The organism is Meiothermus ruber DSM 1279, from assembly GCF_000024425.1.
In the GTDB taxonomy this organism is placed as follows: domain Bacteria; phylum Deinococcota; class Deinococci; order Deinococcales; family Thermaceae; genus Meiothermus; species Meiothermus ruber.
In genome coordinates this window covers 232,189-245,915 of sequence record NC_013946.1, presented here as the reverse complement: position 1 = coordinate 245,915, position 13,727 = coordinate 232,189, and the positions used below count along the sequence as shown (strand labels likewise).

The 13,727-nt window shown below is 63.3% G+C and carries 16 protein-coding genes; 11 read left to right on the top strand and 5 right to left on the bottom strand.

Going from position 1 to position 13,727, the window contains the following annotated elements; all coding sequences use genetic code 11:
* Window positions 1-10: 10 nt before the first annotated feature.
* Genes MRUB_RS01415 through MRUB_RS01370 form a run of 10 tightly spaced genes read left to right on the top strand, consistent with a single transcriptional unit; the run spans window position 11 to window position 8,633 of the window.
* Complete coding sequence (locus MRUB_RS01415; protein ID WP_013012577.1) at window positions 11-880, top strand: carbohydrate ABC transporter permease; 870 nt, start codon at window positions 11-13, stop codon at window positions 878-880.
* A gap of 9 nt (window positions 881-889) precedes the next feature.
* On the top strand, window positions 890-2,422 hold the full coding sequence (locus MRUB_RS01410; RefSeq protein ID WP_013012576.1) for an extracellular solute-binding protein: 1,533 nt from the start codon (window positions 890-892) through the stop codon (window positions 2,420-2,422).
* 52 nt (window positions 2,423-2,474) lie between these two features.
* Window positions 2,475-3,272: a 5-deoxy-glucuronate isomerase gene (gene iolB / locus MRUB_RS01405; RefSeq protein WP_013012575.1), complete on the top strand. Its 798-nt coding sequence runs from the start codon at window positions 2,475-2,477 to the stop codon at window positions 3,270-3,272.
* A 17-nt stretch (window positions 3,273-3,289) separates the two neighbouring features.
* Complete coding sequence (gene kduD / locus MRUB_RS01400) at window positions 3,290-4,039, top strand: 2-dehydro-3-deoxy-D-gluconate 5-dehydrogenase KduD (RefSeq protein ID WP_015586285.1); 750 nt, start codon at window positions 3,290-3,292, stop codon at window positions 4,037-4,039.
* A gap of 10 nt (window positions 4,040-4,049) precedes the next feature.
* Window positions 4,050-4,691: a bifunctional 4-hydroxy-2-oxoglutarate aldolase/2-dehydro-3-deoxy-phosphogluconate aldolase gene (locus MRUB_RS01395; protein WP_013012573.1), complete on the top strand. Its 642-nt coding sequence runs from the start codon at window positions 4,050-4,052 to the stop codon at window positions 4,689-4,691.
* Window positions 4,688-5,626, top strand: coding sequence for a sugar kinase (locus MRUB_RS01390; protein ID WP_013012572.1), 939 nt, complete (start codon window positions 4,688-4,690; stop codon window positions 5,624-5,626). The genes MRUB_RS01395 and MRUB_RS01390 overlap by 4 nt, the downstream gene beginning before the upstream one ends.
* 9 nt (window positions 5,627-5,635) lie before the next feature.
* The gene (locus MRUB_RS01385; protein ID WP_013012571.1) at window positions 5,636-5,971 is read left to right on the top strand and encodes a cupin domain-containing protein; all 336 of its coding nucleotides are present in this window, start codon (window positions 5,636-5,638) and stop codon (window positions 5,969-5,971) included.
* Window positions 5,972-6,026: 55 nt separating this feature from the next.
* On the top strand, window positions 6,027-7,163 hold the full coding sequence (locus MRUB_RS01380) for an oligogalacturonate lyase family protein (RefSeq protein ID WP_013012570.1): 1,137 nt from the start codon (window positions 6,027-6,029) through the stop codon (window positions 7,161-7,163).
* A 45-nt stretch (window positions 7,164-7,208) separates the two neighbouring features.
* Window positions 7,209-7,931 carry a PIG-L deacetylase family protein gene (locus tag MRUB_RS01375; protein WP_015586283.1) on the top strand — a complete coding sequence of 241 codons (723 nt, stop codon included), beginning with the start codon at window positions 7,209-7,211 and terminating at the stop codon, window positions 7,929-7,931.
* A gap of 54 nt (window positions 7,932-7,985) precedes the next feature.
* Window positions 7,986-8,633, top strand: a complete 648-nt coding sequence (locus MRUB_RS01370) for a monothiol bacilliredoxin BrxC family protein (RefSeq protein WP_015586282.1) — start codon at window positions 7,986-7,988, stop codon at window positions 8,631-8,633.
* A 190-nt stretch (window positions 8,634-8,823) separates the two neighbouring features.
* On the opposite strand, the gene MRUB_RS01365 is transcribed toward MRUB_RS01370, so the two are convergent.
* The 4 genes from MRUB_RS01365 to MRUB_RS01350 all read right to left on the bottom strand — a co-directional run bounded on the left by MRUB_RS01365 (window position 8,824) and on the right by MRUB_RS01350 (window position 11,976).
* Complete coding sequence (locus MRUB_RS01365) at window positions 8,824-10,608, bottom strand: ExeM/NucH family extracellular endonuclease (RefSeq protein ID WP_015586281.1); 1,785 nt, start codon at window positions 10,606-10,608, stop codon at window positions 8,824-8,826.
* Between the two features lie 244 nt (window positions 10,609-10,852).
* Window positions 10,853-11,056, bottom strand: coding sequence for a YgaP family membrane protein (locus MRUB_RS01360; protein ID WP_013012566.1), 204 nt, complete (start codon window positions 11,054-11,056; stop codon window positions 10,853-10,855).
* An 88-nt stretch (window positions 11,057-11,144) separates the two neighbouring features.
* On the bottom strand, window positions 11,145-11,684 hold the full coding sequence (locus MRUB_RS01355; protein WP_015586280.1) for a DinB family protein: 540 nt from the start codon (window positions 11,682-11,684) through the stop codon (window positions 11,145-11,147).
* 64 nt (window positions 11,685-11,748) lie between these two features.
* On the bottom strand, window positions 11,749-11,976 hold the full coding sequence (locus tag MRUB_RS01350) for a hypothetical protein (RefSeq protein WP_013012564.1): 228 nt from the start codon (window positions 11,974-11,976) through the stop codon (window positions 11,749-11,751).
* Between the two features lie 227 nt (window positions 11,977-12,203).
* Here MRUB_RS01350 and MRUB_RS01345 point away from each other — a divergent pair, with 227 nt between their 5' ends.
* Window positions 12,204-12,998 carry an enoyl-ACP reductase FabI gene (locus MRUB_RS01345; protein WP_013012563.1) on the top strand — a complete coding sequence of 265 codons (795 nt, stop codon included), beginning with the start codon at window positions 12,204-12,206 and terminating at the stop codon, window positions 12,996-12,998.
* 169 nt (window positions 12,999-13,167) lie between these two features.
* Here the strand turns inward: MRUB_RS01345 and MRUB_RS01340 are convergent, their stop codons facing one another.
* Complete coding sequence (locus tag MRUB_RS01340; protein WP_013012562.1) at window positions 13,168-13,545, bottom strand: S1 RNA-binding domain-containing protein; 378 nt, start codon at window positions 13,543-13,545, stop codon at window positions 13,168-13,170.
* Between the last annotated feature and the right edge of the window lie 182 nt (window positions 13,546-13,727).

Sequence of the window (13,727 nt, the reverse complement as noted above, 5' to 3'; positions counted from 1 at the left end):
GAGGTGCATCTTGAAAAAGCGCAGCCTATCTCCCGGCGACCGCCTCTTTGAGTGGAGCATCGACCTGTTCCTGGTGGGGGTGCTGGTGGTCACCCTGGTGCCCCTGTGGTACGTGGTGATGATCTCGCTGCTGCCCTTTGGCAAAAGCCCCAGTCTGTTCCTGGCCCCCTGGGACTGGTCTTTTGAAGCCTACGCCCAGCTCGTTTTCCAGCCCACCATCTGGCGGGCCGCGCTCAACAGCCTGGTGCTCACCCTGGGCGGTGTGGCCATCAGCCTGACCCTTACCGTGCTGGCCGCCTACCCTCTTTCACGCCGCGAACTGCCCGGCAGGAACCTGTTTGTGGGCCTGATTCTCTTCACCTTTTTGTTCAACGCCGGCCTGATTCCCACCTTCCTGGTGGTCAAGGATCTGGGCCTGCTCAACACCTACTGGTCGGTGCTGCTCAACGGGGCGGTGAGCGTCTACAACCTTTTGGTGATGAAAACCTTCTTTCAGAGCCTGCCCGAGAGCCTCGAGGAGGCCGCCCGCATAGATGGGGCCAACGACTGGCAGGTGCTGTGGCACGTGGTGCTGCCCCTGTCCCGGCCCATCCTCCTGACCATTGGGCTGTTCTACGGCGTGGCTAACTGGAACAACTTCTTCGAGCCCATCCTCTTTCTTTCCGACCGCAGCCTGATGCCTTTACCGGTGGTGCTGCGGGACATCCTGACCGGCCTCAACGTGGCCGAGTACGTGGAGGGCACGGCGGCCCAGGCTGCGCCGGCGGAGGCTCTGAAGATGGCGGCGGTTGTCCTTATCACGCTACCGATGCTTCTGGTATACCCCTGGATCCAGCGTTATTTCACCAAGGGTGTGCTGATCGGCAGCGTGAAGGAATAGGAGGTACGTATGAAGATTGGCGCTAGAGTCTTGTGTTCTTTGCTCCTGGCCGCTCCAGGCGCGCTGGCCCAGGCCAACCTGACCGACCTCAGCGTGGCCCTGTACGCGGCCAACCCCGAGGCCCCGGCCCCACCGGCCAACTGGGAGGTCTACCGCCTGGTGCGGGAGAAGCTGGGGATCAACCTCAGGTTCACCATGCTGCCCACCGGGGCCGATGGGGACAACCGCCTGGGCGCGCTGGCTGCCGCCAACGACCTACCCGACCTCTTCGAGGTGCGCAGCCTGGCCCTTTTCGACCGCCTGGTGCAGCAAGGCCAGCTCGCCCCGGTCAACAGCCTTCTGCCTCAGATGCCCAAACGCACCGCCGAGCGCTACAGCGATGCCAGGCGCAACCTGCTGGTCACCACCAATGGGCAGATCTACGGTTTGCAGGAGCCGGTAACCCTGAGCCGCCAGTACGCCATCTGGGTGCGTAAGGACTGGCTCGATAAGCTTGGACTTAAGGCGCCTACCACCCTGGAAGAATTTTTCGAAGTAGCCAGGGCCTTTACCGAGCGCGACCCGGACGGCAATGGCCGCAACGACACCTTTGGTTTCGGCGGGGTGATTGATTTTGATACGGCCGGTATCCTGCCGGGGCTGGGTTTGGGCAACCACTTTCAGTGGGTCTATGGGGCTTACGGGGTAGCGGGCACCTGGAACTACAACCCCAAAGCCTTCGCCGCCAATCTGCGCGACCCCAACTTCCGCCGGGCCACCGAGTACATCCGACGGCTGGTGGAGGCCAAGGTTATTGACCCCGACTGGGCCACCATGCGCCGGGCTGATCTGCGCACCCGCTGGCAGCAGGGCCGCTATGGGATGTTTTTTGAAAGCGTAGGCGGTTTGCAGGCGGGCTTGCAGAACTTCCACGCCAACAACCCCGGCGCGGAGCTGCTCATGCTCCCCCCACCCAAAGGCCCCGAGGGCAAAAGCGCCATGGGCACCTACTCCTCGGCTGGCTGGCTCTACGCGGTCTCCAAGCGGGCTATGGACGCGGGCAAAGGCCCGGCCATCGCGCGCTTCCTCGAGTGGGCCCACAGCGGCGAAGGGTACTTCCTGCTGGGCTGGGGGCGCTACAAGACCGACTACACCCTGCCCAACAATGTTCCCACCATCAACACCCAGATCCCCATCAGCGTGCGCGGGAGCTACACCCAGATGCGCTGGCTGGCCTTCAACGGCAACCCCCTGGAGATGCGCGGCCGCTACCCCGAGATCAATGTGGGTGGGCGTAAATATGTGATGCACCAGCTCATGGCCCAGGCCCAGCGGCAGGGCAACTGGATCGACCGCACCGGCGACCTGGTCGTGAAGGCCGCCGCCAACCAGGCCGACATCGAGCGCTACGTATCGGAAAACCTGGTGCAGTTTGCGCTGGGCCAGCGGCCCATCAGCGACGCAAGCTGGGGCCAGTTCCTGAGCGGCCTGCGCAATGTGCGTTTCGAGCAGTACGAGGAAGCAGCGGCCAAAACCCTCCGAGAAAGCGGATACCTCAAGTAAGCCCTAGAGGGGTCGCTAGCGGCCCCTCCCCCAAAAGGAGCGGAACCATCCGATGAAGTACTTTCACACCATCCCCCAAGGTTCGGGCCTCCTGCCCCTTGCCGACGAGGCCTGTCAACTGCTGGCCTTCGCCAAGCTCAACCTCGAGGCCGGCCAGAGCTATGAGGGCGAGACCGGCGAGCGCGAGATACTGCTGGTGGCGCTCTCCGGCAAAGCGGAGCTCGAGGTGGGCGGGCGAAAGTTTGCCCCGATCGGTGGCCGGCCCAGTGTGTTCGCGGGCAGCCCCCACAGCGTTTACTTACCTCGAGGCCAGCGCTTCCGGGTGCGCGCCCTTACCCGCTTCGAGGCCGCCCTGCCCTCCGCCCCCAGCGATCTGGAGACCGAGCCCTACGAAATCCGCCCCGAGCAGGTGAACACCGGCCGCTGGGGCACCCTGAACTTCACCCGCCAGTTCCGGGAAATCCTGGTTGAACCCGATGGGCGCCCGGCCAGCCGCCTGATCGTGGGCGAGACCATCACCCCCAGCGGCAACTGGAGCACCTACCCGCCCCACAAACACGAAACCGCCCAGGGGAGCGAGGTATTCCACGAAGAGATGTACTATTTCCGCATCTCCTCCCCGGAAGGCTGGGGGCTGACCCGCCACTACAGCCCCGAGCGCGGCTACGACCAGACCTATGTGGTGAAGGACGAGACCCTGCTCTCCATTCCGCATGGCTACCACACCTACGTGAGCGCCCCCGGCTACACCGGCTACTACCTGTGGTTCCTGGCCGGCGACGGGCGGCGGCAGGGGGTGCGCTTCGACCCCGACCTGGCCTGGGTACAGAAAACCGTGGGCATGGTGTGAGGAGGCTGAAGGTGCAGATGTTTTCGCTGGAAGGCCGGGTCGCGCTGGTCACTGGCGGGGCCGTGGGCATCGGCCAGGCCATCGCCATCGGGCTGGCCCAGGCCGGGGCCGATGTGGCGATCGTGACCCATACCGCCGATGCAGCGCAGACCCGGCAGGCCGTGCAGGCCGCTGGACGGCGCTTTCACCTGGTGCAGGCCAATCTGATGCAGCCGGAATCGGCGGCTCGAGCCATCGCCGAGACCGAGGCGGCCCTGGGGCCTCTGGATATCCTGGTCAACAACGCCGGCATCATCCGGCGGGAGTGGGCCGAACACTTTAGCGATACCGACTGGCAGGAGGTAATCGAGCTTAACCTGAACGCGGTCTGGCGCCTCTCTCAGACAGCGGGGCAAGGAATGCTGAAACGGGGCCGGGGCAAGATCATCAACATCGCCTCGCTGCTCTCGTTCCAGGGGGGTATCCGGGTGCCCTCTTATACCGCGGCCAAGCACGCGGTGGCCGGGCTCACCAAAGCCCTGGCCAACGAGTGGGCCGCCAGAGGGCTCAACGTTAATGCCATCGCCCCCGGCTACATCGCCACCGACAACACCGCAGCCCTGCGGGCCGACCCCGAGCGCTCGAGGCAGATCCTCGAGCGCATCCCCGCCGGGCGCTGGGGCCAGCCGTCCGACCTGGTAGGCGCGGCCATTTTTCTAGCCTCGTCCGCCTCCGACTACGTCCACGGGCATGTCCTGGTGGTGGATGGGGGCTGGATGGCCCGGTAGGAGGATGCCTGTGAGCCAACCCAACTTCATGCAGACCCTGGCCGCGGCCCGGGTGGTGGGCATTCTGCGCAGCAGCACATCCACTGCGGCGGTGGAAGCGGCGCTGGCGGCCGTGCGGGCCGGTTTGCAGGTTCTCGAGGTTACCTTTACCACCCCCGGCGCCCTCGAGGTCCTGCGCACACTGCGCCAGCAACTCCCCGAACACGTTCGACTGGGGGCCGGTACGGTCATGACGGCAGAGGAAGGACGCGCCGCCCTCGAGGCCGGCGCGGAGTTTCTGGTCAGCCCCCACCTGGGCGAGGATCTGCTGGCCTTAGCCAGCGAAACGGGTGTGCCCTACCTACCGGGGGTGCTGACCCCCAGCGAGATTGTGCGGGCCCTGGGCCTGGGGGCCCAGATGGTCAAGGTTTTTCCGGCGGGCTCGAGCGGGGGCCTGGCCTACATCAAGGACTTGCTGGGGCCTTTGCCCCATCTGAAGATTCTGGCTACCGGGGGTATCCGGCCCGGCGAAGTACCGGCTTACCTCCAGGCGGGGGTCTGGGCGGTGGGTCTGGGCTCCAACCTCTTTCCCAAGGCAGCGCTCGAGCGAGGCGACTGGGCGGCCGTCGAGGCCGCCGCCCGCCAGGCCCTGGCGGAAGCGGGGGTTGCATGAAAACGCTCGATCTGGTTGGCCTGGGCGAGTGCATGGTGGAGTTCTTTACCGACGAGCCCCTGGGCCAGGCCCGCACCTTTACCCGGTCGTTTGGGGGGGATGTGCTCAACGCGCTGGTGGCCGCGGCCCGGCTGGGCAGTGCCACCGGCTTCATCACCCTGGTGGGCAACGATCCCTTTGGCCCGGGGCTGCTCCAGGCCTGGCAGGCCGAGGGCGTTGACACAGCCCTGGCCCCCCTGGTCGAGGGGGAGAACGGGGTGTACTTCATCTCGCTGCTGGAGAATGGCGAGCGCGAGTTCACCTACCGACGCCAGGGCAGCGCCGCCTCGAGGCTCTCCCCCGAACACATCCAGCCCGCCTACCTGGCCGGCGCCCGCATGCTGCTGCTCTCCGGCATCACCCAGGCCATCTCGCCCTCGGCCCAGGCGGCCACGCTGCGGGCTGCCGAGCAGGCCCGTTCAGCAGGTCTCTGGGTGGCCTTTGACCCCAACTACCGTCCCCGCCTGTGGGCCCTGCGCGGGGGGCTGGAGACCGCCCGGCAAGCCCTGGGAGAAATCCTCCCCTATGTAGACCTGCTGCTGCCGAGCCAGCCCGCCGACCTGGCCCTGTGGGGCCTGGAGCACCTCGAGGCCCCCACAGCCTTGCGGGTTCTCCTGCAGTACGTCCCACGGGTGGGGCTCAAGGCAGGGGCCGAGGGAGCCTGGCTGGGCTGGGAGGGTCAAATCCAGCACGTCCCTCCGGCTTCTCCTCACCAGGTTCGCGACACCACGGGGGCCGGGGATGCCTGGAACGGCGCCTTCCTACACGGTTTGTTGCAAGGGTGGAACCCCCTCGAGGCAGCCCTCCAGGCCAACCGCCTGGCCGCGGCCAAACTGGCCTACCGGGGCGCTATACCCCCCAGACCCTGGCCACTGGAACTATCTGATCTTGCTTGAGGAGTGTACATGCAGTTGAACGGAGATTGGGAAGCCGTGGAACCAGGCATCGAACGCCGGCTGGTGGCTTTAGGCCAGCGCATGATGGCGGTGCGGGTTCGTTTTGCTAAAGGCGCAGCAGGCACCGCGCACACCCACCCACACGAGCAGCTTACCCAGGTTCTGAGCGGACGCTTCCGCTTCTGGCTGGGCCAGGAGGCGCGGGAGGTGGTTGCGGGTGAAAGCCTGCTCATCCCCGGCGGCCTCGAGCACGGCGCCGAGGCGCTGGAGGCGGGGGAACTGCTCGATGTGTTCTCCCCTCTGCGCGAAGATCTGCTCGATGGCCCCACCGCCCATCCGGAGTAGCCGGCACCCTGGAGGATCGGCCCCTAACCGTGCAGCCCTGATGCAAGGAGACACCATGCGCCAGTTCCGCGACCCTCGAACCGGTCGGCTCATCACCCAGCTCACCGACCGAGGGAACAACGTACACCTCTACTTCACCGAAAACGCCTTCGACCTCACCCGGCCCGAGATCATCTTCCGCTCAGACCGGGCCGCCAAGCAGGAGCGCGCCCCACACGAAAACCCGCACTACAACCTCTTTCGCCTGAACTACCTGACCGGCGAGATCACCCAGCTTACCGACGAAGACCAGCCGGTTGGCAGTGTCACCAAAACCCCCGACAGCGAGCTGATCGCCTACCTGACGGCCGGAAAGGTTAAGCTTTTGAACACCCGCACCGGGAAAACCACCGTGCTTTACGAAGACAAAGGGGACTACAACCTCTACTCCCCTTCGATCAGCCCCAACCGCCGGTATGTGGGGTTTGCCCGCAACGAACGGGTTAAGGCCGTCAACACCAACGTCAACTACGGGGGCTTTAAGGAGAGTTTCTATCAGATCAAGGATGGGCGCATCACCCTGGCCCGCACCGATGGCTCGAGCTGGTTCGACGTCCACTGCGACACCCACTGGCTGGGGCATTTCCAGTTCGCACCGGACGATCCCACCCTGGCTATGTTTTGCCACGAAGGCCCCTGGAACCTGGTAACCCAGCGCATCTGGCTGCTCGACCTGGCCGCCCGGCAAGTAAAACCCATCTTTCGCCAGGATGAGCAGGACTCGGTCGGCCACGAGTTCTGGACCCAGGATGGGCTGATTTTCTTCGATAACCGCGGCCCCGGCCACGACGGCACCATCACCTCCGCCAAGACCCAGGCGGTGGTGCAATCCCCCTCTCCAGACAACTTCCGTCCATATGTGGGCCTGATGGATCGCGAAGGGCGGCTGGTACGCCGGATCGAGATGCCTTTTTACTGCAACCATTACCACGCCAACCCCTCCAACACCCTGCTGGTGGGCGATGATGCCGACAACCTGGTGCTCATCGATATCTCCGGGGAGCAGGCCCGGCTCGAGGTGCTGTGCGAGCACGGCACCTCCTGGCACACCCAGGCCAGCCACTGCCACCCCACCTGGAGCTGGGACGGGAAGCGCATTCTCTATGCTTCCGACCGGGGCGGGCGGGTCAACCTGTATCTGCTCGAGCTCTGAGCGCTGCGGTTGCGCGGGCCGTGTAGGTGGGCCATGATAGAGCCCATGGACTTGCTGGTGGTGGTGCCTCACCCCGACGACGAGGTGTTCGGCGCAGGCGGAACGCTCATTCAATACGCCGACTGGGGGCTGGAGACCGGCCTGATCACCCTTACCAAAGGCGAGGCCGGGCGAACCCTGGGGCTGTGCAGGCCGGAGGAGTTGGGTGAACTGCGAGCCCAGGAGCTACAGCGGGCGGCGCAAATTCTCAAACTGGGCCACCTCGAGCTCTACGATTTTCCCAATGGTCTGCCCAACAACCCGGTGGACGGCGAAGCCAGGGGCCACGGTTTTTCCACCCCGCAGGGCGTGGCCGATCACCCCGAAATTGTCGATTTGCTGCTGTGGCGTTTGGAGGTGCTGCGCCCCAGGGCCATCATTACCTTTGGCCCCAATGGCTCCAACCGCCACCCCGACCACGTCGCCACCCATCGGTTTGTGGTGAAGGCCGTAGAAAAGTCCGGACAGAAGATCAAGCTATTCTTCTACGCTTCCCCGCAGCCGCTGCCGGAGTACCTGGAGGGCTGGCTGCCCCCCAACCATGTGCGCCACCTGCCCATGGAGGTGCTGCTGCAAAAGCTGCGGGCCATGGCCCAGCACCGCACCCAGGCCCTCTCGGTGCTCAACTTTATGGATCGCTTTAGCTCCCGGCTAGCCAGCGAAACCTTCCACCTAGCAGGTTATGAAGGGCCCATACAACACGAACTGCTCTGGTATGCCCGGCCTTAGGGGAAGTGTTCCGGCTGACGGTTGTGGGCAGCCTCGAGGGTTAGACTCAAATCCATGAGAGAGCGCATGTTCGCCATCACCACCCCCGAAGAGGCCGACGCTTTTATCGACAGCAAACCCATCACGGCCATCTTCAAGGCCGGCACCTGCCACAAGACCATGCAGGGCTGGGGCAACGTCGAAAAAATGCTGCGCGAGCGGCCCGAAATTCCGGTGGGCATCATCAAGGTGGTGGAGCACCGCCCAGCCTCGAACCGGGTGGCCGAGCGCACCGGCATTGTGCACCACTCCCCGCAAATTATTCTGTTCCGCAACGGCCAGCCGCTCTTCGAGCTGAACAACTGGGAGATCACCCTGGAAAACCTCGAGGCCCTCTTCCAGCAACACCTCCCGGATGTAAAAGTCGAACCCGCACAAGAAGGGGGTAGAAGCAACCTCGAGCCCTACAAGCGGCTTCTGGACGCCTACCTGAGCGGAGCAATCAGCGAGCAGCAGTTCGCCTGGGCCTATCTCAACATGTTCCGCGAGGACGCCTCGCTGCGCTCACAGGAGGAGTTCGAACTGCTCAACTCCCTGTTTGGCAATCCCGACGAGCACCACATCCACCCCATGACCATCCTGCAGTTTGAGCAAGCCAACCCCCAGGCCACGCCGCTATTTGAGCGCGCCCAACACCTGCGGGCCCGCCTCGACACACTCTGATACCGTTTTTGCTTGAATCCTTCACCGCCCTGCGTAGGCAGAGGTGAAGGATTCAAGCCGACCGAAGGGAGTAGAAAAGCATTTCGGTAGTATCGTTTAGGCTTGTCAAAGTGAACGATACTACCGAAATGCGTATGATACCGGATTCGACGGGCCGCACCCAGGAGGCTCTTGTTATGTAACCCCGGCCCTACGGTCTGGCCGGGGGCTGTGGTTCTCCCCTAAGATTCAGCCCCACCACCACCGGGTCGTGGTCGGAGGTGCGGTACTGATCGGGGGCGTAGAGCAGGACCTGCAGGTTGGGGGTTTTGAAGTTGGTGTTGTAGTCGAGGACATTGGGTTCGTCGGCGTTGATGTGGTACTCGGCCACCCCCGACACCTGGGCGTTCAGCGAGGCCGAGGCCAGCGCGTAGTCCAGGTAGCCCCACTGCCCATCGAACACATAGGAGTAGGCATCGGGGCCCAGGCGGGCCTCGAGCAGGTTGATAAAGCCGGCCTTCTTGAGCGTGGCAATGGGATCCTCCTGGGCATAAGAGTTGTAATCGCCAATCAAGAGGATGTCTGGGTCGGCAATGCCGGTGGGGTGGGTGGCCAGCCAGGCCACCAGTTGCTGAACGGCCCTGGTGCGCACCGCATTACAGTTGCCCTGGCCGTCGCCCTGGTCGGGCAGGTCGCAGGGCGAGCCCTTGCTCTTGAGGTGGTTCACGTTCACGATAAAGATGGCCCCATTGTCGTTCTGCCGGAAGGCCTGGGCCAGCGAGGCCCGGTTGCGCGGCGCGCTGTCGCCGCCGTTGACAAACGCTGGGGTGTTGAGCACCGCGGTCTGGCCCACCGGGGTCACGCGGGCCGGCTTGTAAATCAGCCCCACCTTGATGGCGTCGGTGCCCAGGGCGTTCACCTGACCCGTGGCCGCGTCCGCATCAATAAAGGCATAGGTACCCGGCGCGGTGGCTTCGTTGAGTTTGTTCACCAAAAAGGCGATGGCGCTATCGGGGCCGTACCCGTCGTTCTCGAGTTCGTTCAGCCCCAGCACATCCGGGTTCATAGCCAGGATGGCCGCCACCGTCTTGGGCCACTGGCGGTCAAATTCGGCCGGGGTATCAGCGCCGCGGCAGTCGGCGGGGGCCCCACCCAGCCCGTAGGTGCAGTTGTCTACCGTATCCGGCAGACCATCAAAGGTGTTGAAGAAATTGAGCAGGTTGAACCCCACCACCCGCAGCGTGCCGCCCACCGCAGGCGGGGTGGCCGGGCGTGGGTTGGCCGCCACGAAATTGACATACCCGTTCAGAGCCCCCATGGGCCGCACCCGGTAAGCGTTTCCGCTGGCCGCGTTGCCAGCCCAGGTGTAGGTCATCACCCCCACGATGCCGGTCGCGGTGTCGCCGCCGCGCAGGGTGTTGCTGGCGCTCAGGGGCTGGCCGTTTCGCCCAAACAGGATGGGGTCGGGGTTCTGGTTTTGCAGGGCATCGTCCAGAATGATGCGGTTGAGGTTGTTCCGGGCCTGCAGGGCGTTGGCCGCCGCGCCGGGGGTGGTCGCGTGGGTGGGCTGCTTCAGCCGCCCGCCCGACGAAAGCACCACCTGGCCAAAGCGCCCAAGCTGGAAGTGCTCGGTTACATAAAGGGTCTGGGGCAGCCGCACCAGCATGCCCTCGTAGCGCTCGGCCTCGGTGGCAGAGGCGAAGGGCAGGGTCACGTCGGTAGGCGTTACGGTACCGGTTCCGCACCTGGTAATGGAGGCCGCGCTGATCTGGGTCTGATCCTGGAACTCACCCGCGGTTCCCACCACCCGCACCACCTCGCCCAGGCGCACGCTGTCGTTGTTAGCGTTGAACACAAAGATGCCGTCGGAGGTGTTCACATCCCCGTCACCGCTGGGGTCGTGGATGTAGAAGCCCCGCAGGGCCGGGGTGGGGCCTTCGTAATCCCCCACCACCACGCCTTTGGTTGCCACATCGCCGGTGATGGCTGCCGACATGCCGCTGCCCTGAATTTTATAGATCGGGGTATAAGGCAGATCGCATTCAGAGGACGTACTGAAAGATAGAAGCCCGTGCGTGTACGAAAACAACCCAGCCAAGACAAGCGATGAAACCCCTATGCGCAAAAATGGCTCCATATATCCTCCAGGCAAACTGTATCCGAAACGAGCCCCTACCGCCAATCAAAACCGTAACAAACAAAAACCCCGGCCTTCGCGACCGGAGCGGGGAAGCGAGAAATTAAGAGGCTTTCCCTCGAGTATTAATCTTGAATGCCGCCCAGATGGGGCAGAAATTGAGGGTAGCGGTTACCACCATGACCACCCCCAGCAGCCCAAACACCCAGGCCCAGACGCCGCCACTACCGAAAAAAGCGATCAGGAAAAACACCGCCGCCAGGATGTAGCGAACAAGCCGATCTGTGCTGCCTACGTTGGGAATCATAGCTCCCTCCTTAGTCAGAGCCTAGCAGTTGCGAGCAGGTACATAGGCCTTTGCTACTATTATACGCCGCCCATAAGTCTTTTATATCTCACGGTGCAAGGCGGCTCAACCGTTGGCGGAGCTGCTGCAGGTGATGCCGCTCGTGGTAGGCCAGGGTTTGTAGCCAGCCGAGGGCGGTCAGCTCACCGAAAAAGGGGTGGGCATAGGTGGGGGGCCGGGGCAGACGCTCCCCACTTTCGGCCACCTCGAGCAGCAGGCGTTGGCGCACTGCCTCCAGGCGTTCTAGCAATTGTGCGCGGGTCAACCCCCCTTTGGGCTCCATCGGGGGCGGGGCCAGGAAGCGGCCGTCGGGCCGGGTTCGACCGGGCGGCGGCGGTGGGAAGGGCTCGGCCTCGCCCAGGGCAACCTTGCGCAGCCGCCGGATAATTTTTCCCGCCGACTCCTCCACCAGCGCCAGGTGCTCGAGCACCTCGGCGGGACTCCAAACCTCTGGCCCAGGCCGCCCCAACAAGACCCCGTCGGTGAGGCCCTCCACCAATTGCAAAAGCTCCTGCCGTGAACGTTCCAGATGCCGCAGGCAGCGATCCGCATCGCCGAAGCGAGACAGCATCTCCTGTGCGGAAGACATGGGAGCATTCTACAAAAAACAAGCCCCCCGATAACAAATGGCTTTTTGCCTCCAGTGCTTGATGCTAGGCCTTATCAAAGGCCTCGCACAGACTGCTGGTGCAGGGCAGGCAGACCAGGCCCTTCAAGTAAAGCTCATGCACCGCATCTATGCCAGCAATCTGCTGCAAACGCTCGAGCGAGATCTGCACTTGGTGATCCGGCAGATACACCCTGACCTGGTTCATGGTGCCCGGAACCCACTCGCACTGAATACCTCCCCTCGCCACCAATCCTTGTTGAAGCGCCTGCATAACTCTACACCCCCTCACTGCTACAAAACCTGGTCTCGAAGGTGTTTATAGCCGAACGGGTTGGATTGGAGTAGAGAATTATGTCCCGTTGCGGGCCATGTACTCAACAGTGTGTTCTAGGTACATTATAAAGCATTTCAATGAGGGTTGGCTCAGAGACCCGGCCGCTCACTTTCCCTAAATGAATTTGCCTACCCTCGAGCAGGTGCGAGTAAGATACGGGGGTTATGGTTCCGATTGATCTGTCCGGTAAAAAAGCCCTGGTCATGGGCGTAACCAACGAGCATAGCCTGGGCTGGGCTATCGCCGAAAAGCTGTATGCCGCTGGGGCCGAGGTGGCCTTCAGCTACCAGGGCGAGCGGCTGCGGGAAAAGCTGGAAAAACTCACCGCGGGTCGTCCAAACCAGCGCTTGTACCAGGTGGATGTCACCGACGAAGCCGCCCTCAAGGCCATGTTCGCCGACCTGGGGCAGGCCTGGGGCGGCCTCGACTATCTGGTGCACTCCATCGCCTTTGCCCCCCGCGCCGCCATGGAAGGACGCTTCATCGACACCACCGCCGCCGACTGGAATACCGCCCTGCAGGTCTCGGCCTACTCGCTGGTCGCTGTGGCCCGCGAAGCCGAGCCGCTGCTCCGCGAGGGGGGTAGCCTGGTCACCCTGACCTACTACGCCTCCGAAAAGGTGGTGCCCCGGTACAACGTGATGGGCATTGCCAAGGCTGCCCTGGAAGCCAGCGTGCGCTACCTGGCCTATGAGCTGGGCAAGAAAAACATCCGGGTCAACGCCATCAGCGCCGGGGCTATTCGCACCGTGGCGGCCATGAGCATCCCCGGCTTCCGCAAGATGGTGGCCAAGTACAACGCCACAGCCCCCCTGGGGCGCATGATTACCCACGAGGAAGTGGGCAACCTGGGCCTGTACCTGCTCTCCCCCCTATCCAGCGGCACCACCGGCCAGACCGTCTACGTGGACGCGGGCTACAGCATCATGGGCATGAGCTGGGATGACGTGCAGGAGTAGATCCTGTGCTTTCTTCAGCAACGTTTATTTGTGGGCGCTCAGGCTAACATCTACCTGCCGCAAGTATAAGCAAAAGGGTGGGGTGGCCCTGGTCAGCCCCACAGCAAGCAACCGCTCCAGAGCAACGCCCTGGAGCGGCCAGCTTTGGGCAATTTCTTACGGACAACACCTAGCGGCGTTTGCGTCCTCCCTTGCCGCCGGGCTTTTTACCGCCACCAAAACCTCCCGAGCCACGCAAAAAGCTTTTGAGTTTGTTCTCAAAATCGGGGGCCTGGCGGGGCAAGCGCTTGGGCCGGGGGGGCTCCACTGGGGCTGGGGTCAGCTCCTTGATGGAAAGATCCAGGCGGCCCTTCTCGTCGCGCCCCAAAACCAGCACCGAGACCACATCCCCTTCATTCAAATGGTCGCGGATGTTCTTGACGAACTCGTGGGCCACCTGCGAGATATGCACCAGACCCGACTCGCCGTTGGGAAACTCCACAAAAGCCCCGAACTCCATAATTCGCGTAACACGACCTTCTACGATTGCACCGGCTTCAAGCTCCATTCAAGCGTTCCTCCAAAACGATACGCAATCCCATAGCTCAGGTGTACTAAAGCTGTTGGGGATTCACGATACCTCACTATACCATCCCCGGTCTGCTTCGTCGCAAAGCCGGGTGCTGTGAGGGGCCTGGCGGCTCCAAATGTAACGTATTTGCAACACCAAATGTAAAAAGTGATATATTT

What these genes read in the sequence shown, in the direction of transcription:
- MRUB_RS01410 (WP_013012576.1), top strand. Translation starts at nt 890, where the DNA reads ATGAAGATTGGCGCTAGAGTCTTGTGTTCTTTGCTCCTGGCCGCTCCA.
- iolB (WP_013012575.1), top strand. Translation starts at nt 2,475, where the DNA reads ATGAAGTACTTTCACACCATCCCCCAAGGTTCGGGCCTCCTGCCCCTT.
- kduD (WP_015586285.1), top strand. Translation starts at nt 3,290, where the DNA reads ATGTTTTCGCTGGAAGGCCGGGTCGCGCTGGTCACTGGCGGGGCCGTG.
- MRUB_RS01390 (WP_013012572.1), top strand. Translation starts at nt 4,688, where the DNA reads ATGAAAACGCTCGATCTGGTTGGCCTGGGCGAGTGCATGGTGGAGTTC.
- MRUB_RS01385 (WP_013012571.1), top strand. Translation starts at nt 5,636, where the DNA reads ATGCAGTTGAACGGAGATTGGGAAGCCGTGGAACCAGGCATCGAACGC.
- MRUB_RS01380 (WP_013012570.1), top strand. Translation starts at nt 6,027, where the DNA reads ATGCGCCAGTTCCGCGACCCTCGAACCGGTCGGCTCATCACCCAGCTC.
- MRUB_RS01375 (WP_015586283.1), top strand. Translation starts at nt 7,209, where the DNA reads ATGGACTTGCTGGTGGTGGTGCCTCACCCCGACGACGAGGTGTTCGGC.
- MRUB_RS01370 (WP_015586282.1), top strand. Translation starts at nt 7,986, where the DNA reads ATGAGAGAGCGCATGTTCGCCATCACCACCCCCGAAGAGGCCGACGCT.
- MRUB_RS01365 (WP_015586281.1), bottom strand. Translation starts at nt 10,608, where the DNA reads ATGTCGGCAGCCATCACCGGCGATGTGGCAACCAAAGGCGTGGTGGTG.
- MRUB_RS01360 (WP_013012566.1), bottom strand. Translation starts at nt 11,056, where the DNA reads ATGATTCCCAACGTAGGCAGCACAGATCGGCTTGTTCGCTACATCCTG.
- MRUB_RS01355 (WP_015586280.1), bottom strand. Translation starts at nt 11,684, where the DNA reads ATGTCTTCCGCACAGGAGATGCTGTCTCGCTTCGGCGATGCGGATCGC.
- MRUB_RS01350 (WP_013012564.1), bottom strand. Translation starts at nt 11,976, where the DNA reads ATGCAGGCGCTTCAACAAGGATTGGTGGCGAGGGGAGGTATTCAGTGC.
- MRUB_RS01345 (WP_013012563.1), top strand. Translation starts at nt 12,204, where the DNA reads ATGGTTCCGATTGATCTGTCCGGTAAAAAAGCCCTGGTCATGGGCGTA.
- MRUB_RS01340 (WP_013012562.1), bottom strand. Translation starts at nt 13,545, where the DNA reads ATGGAGCTTGAAGCCGGTGCAATCGTAGAAGGTCGTGTTACGCGAATT.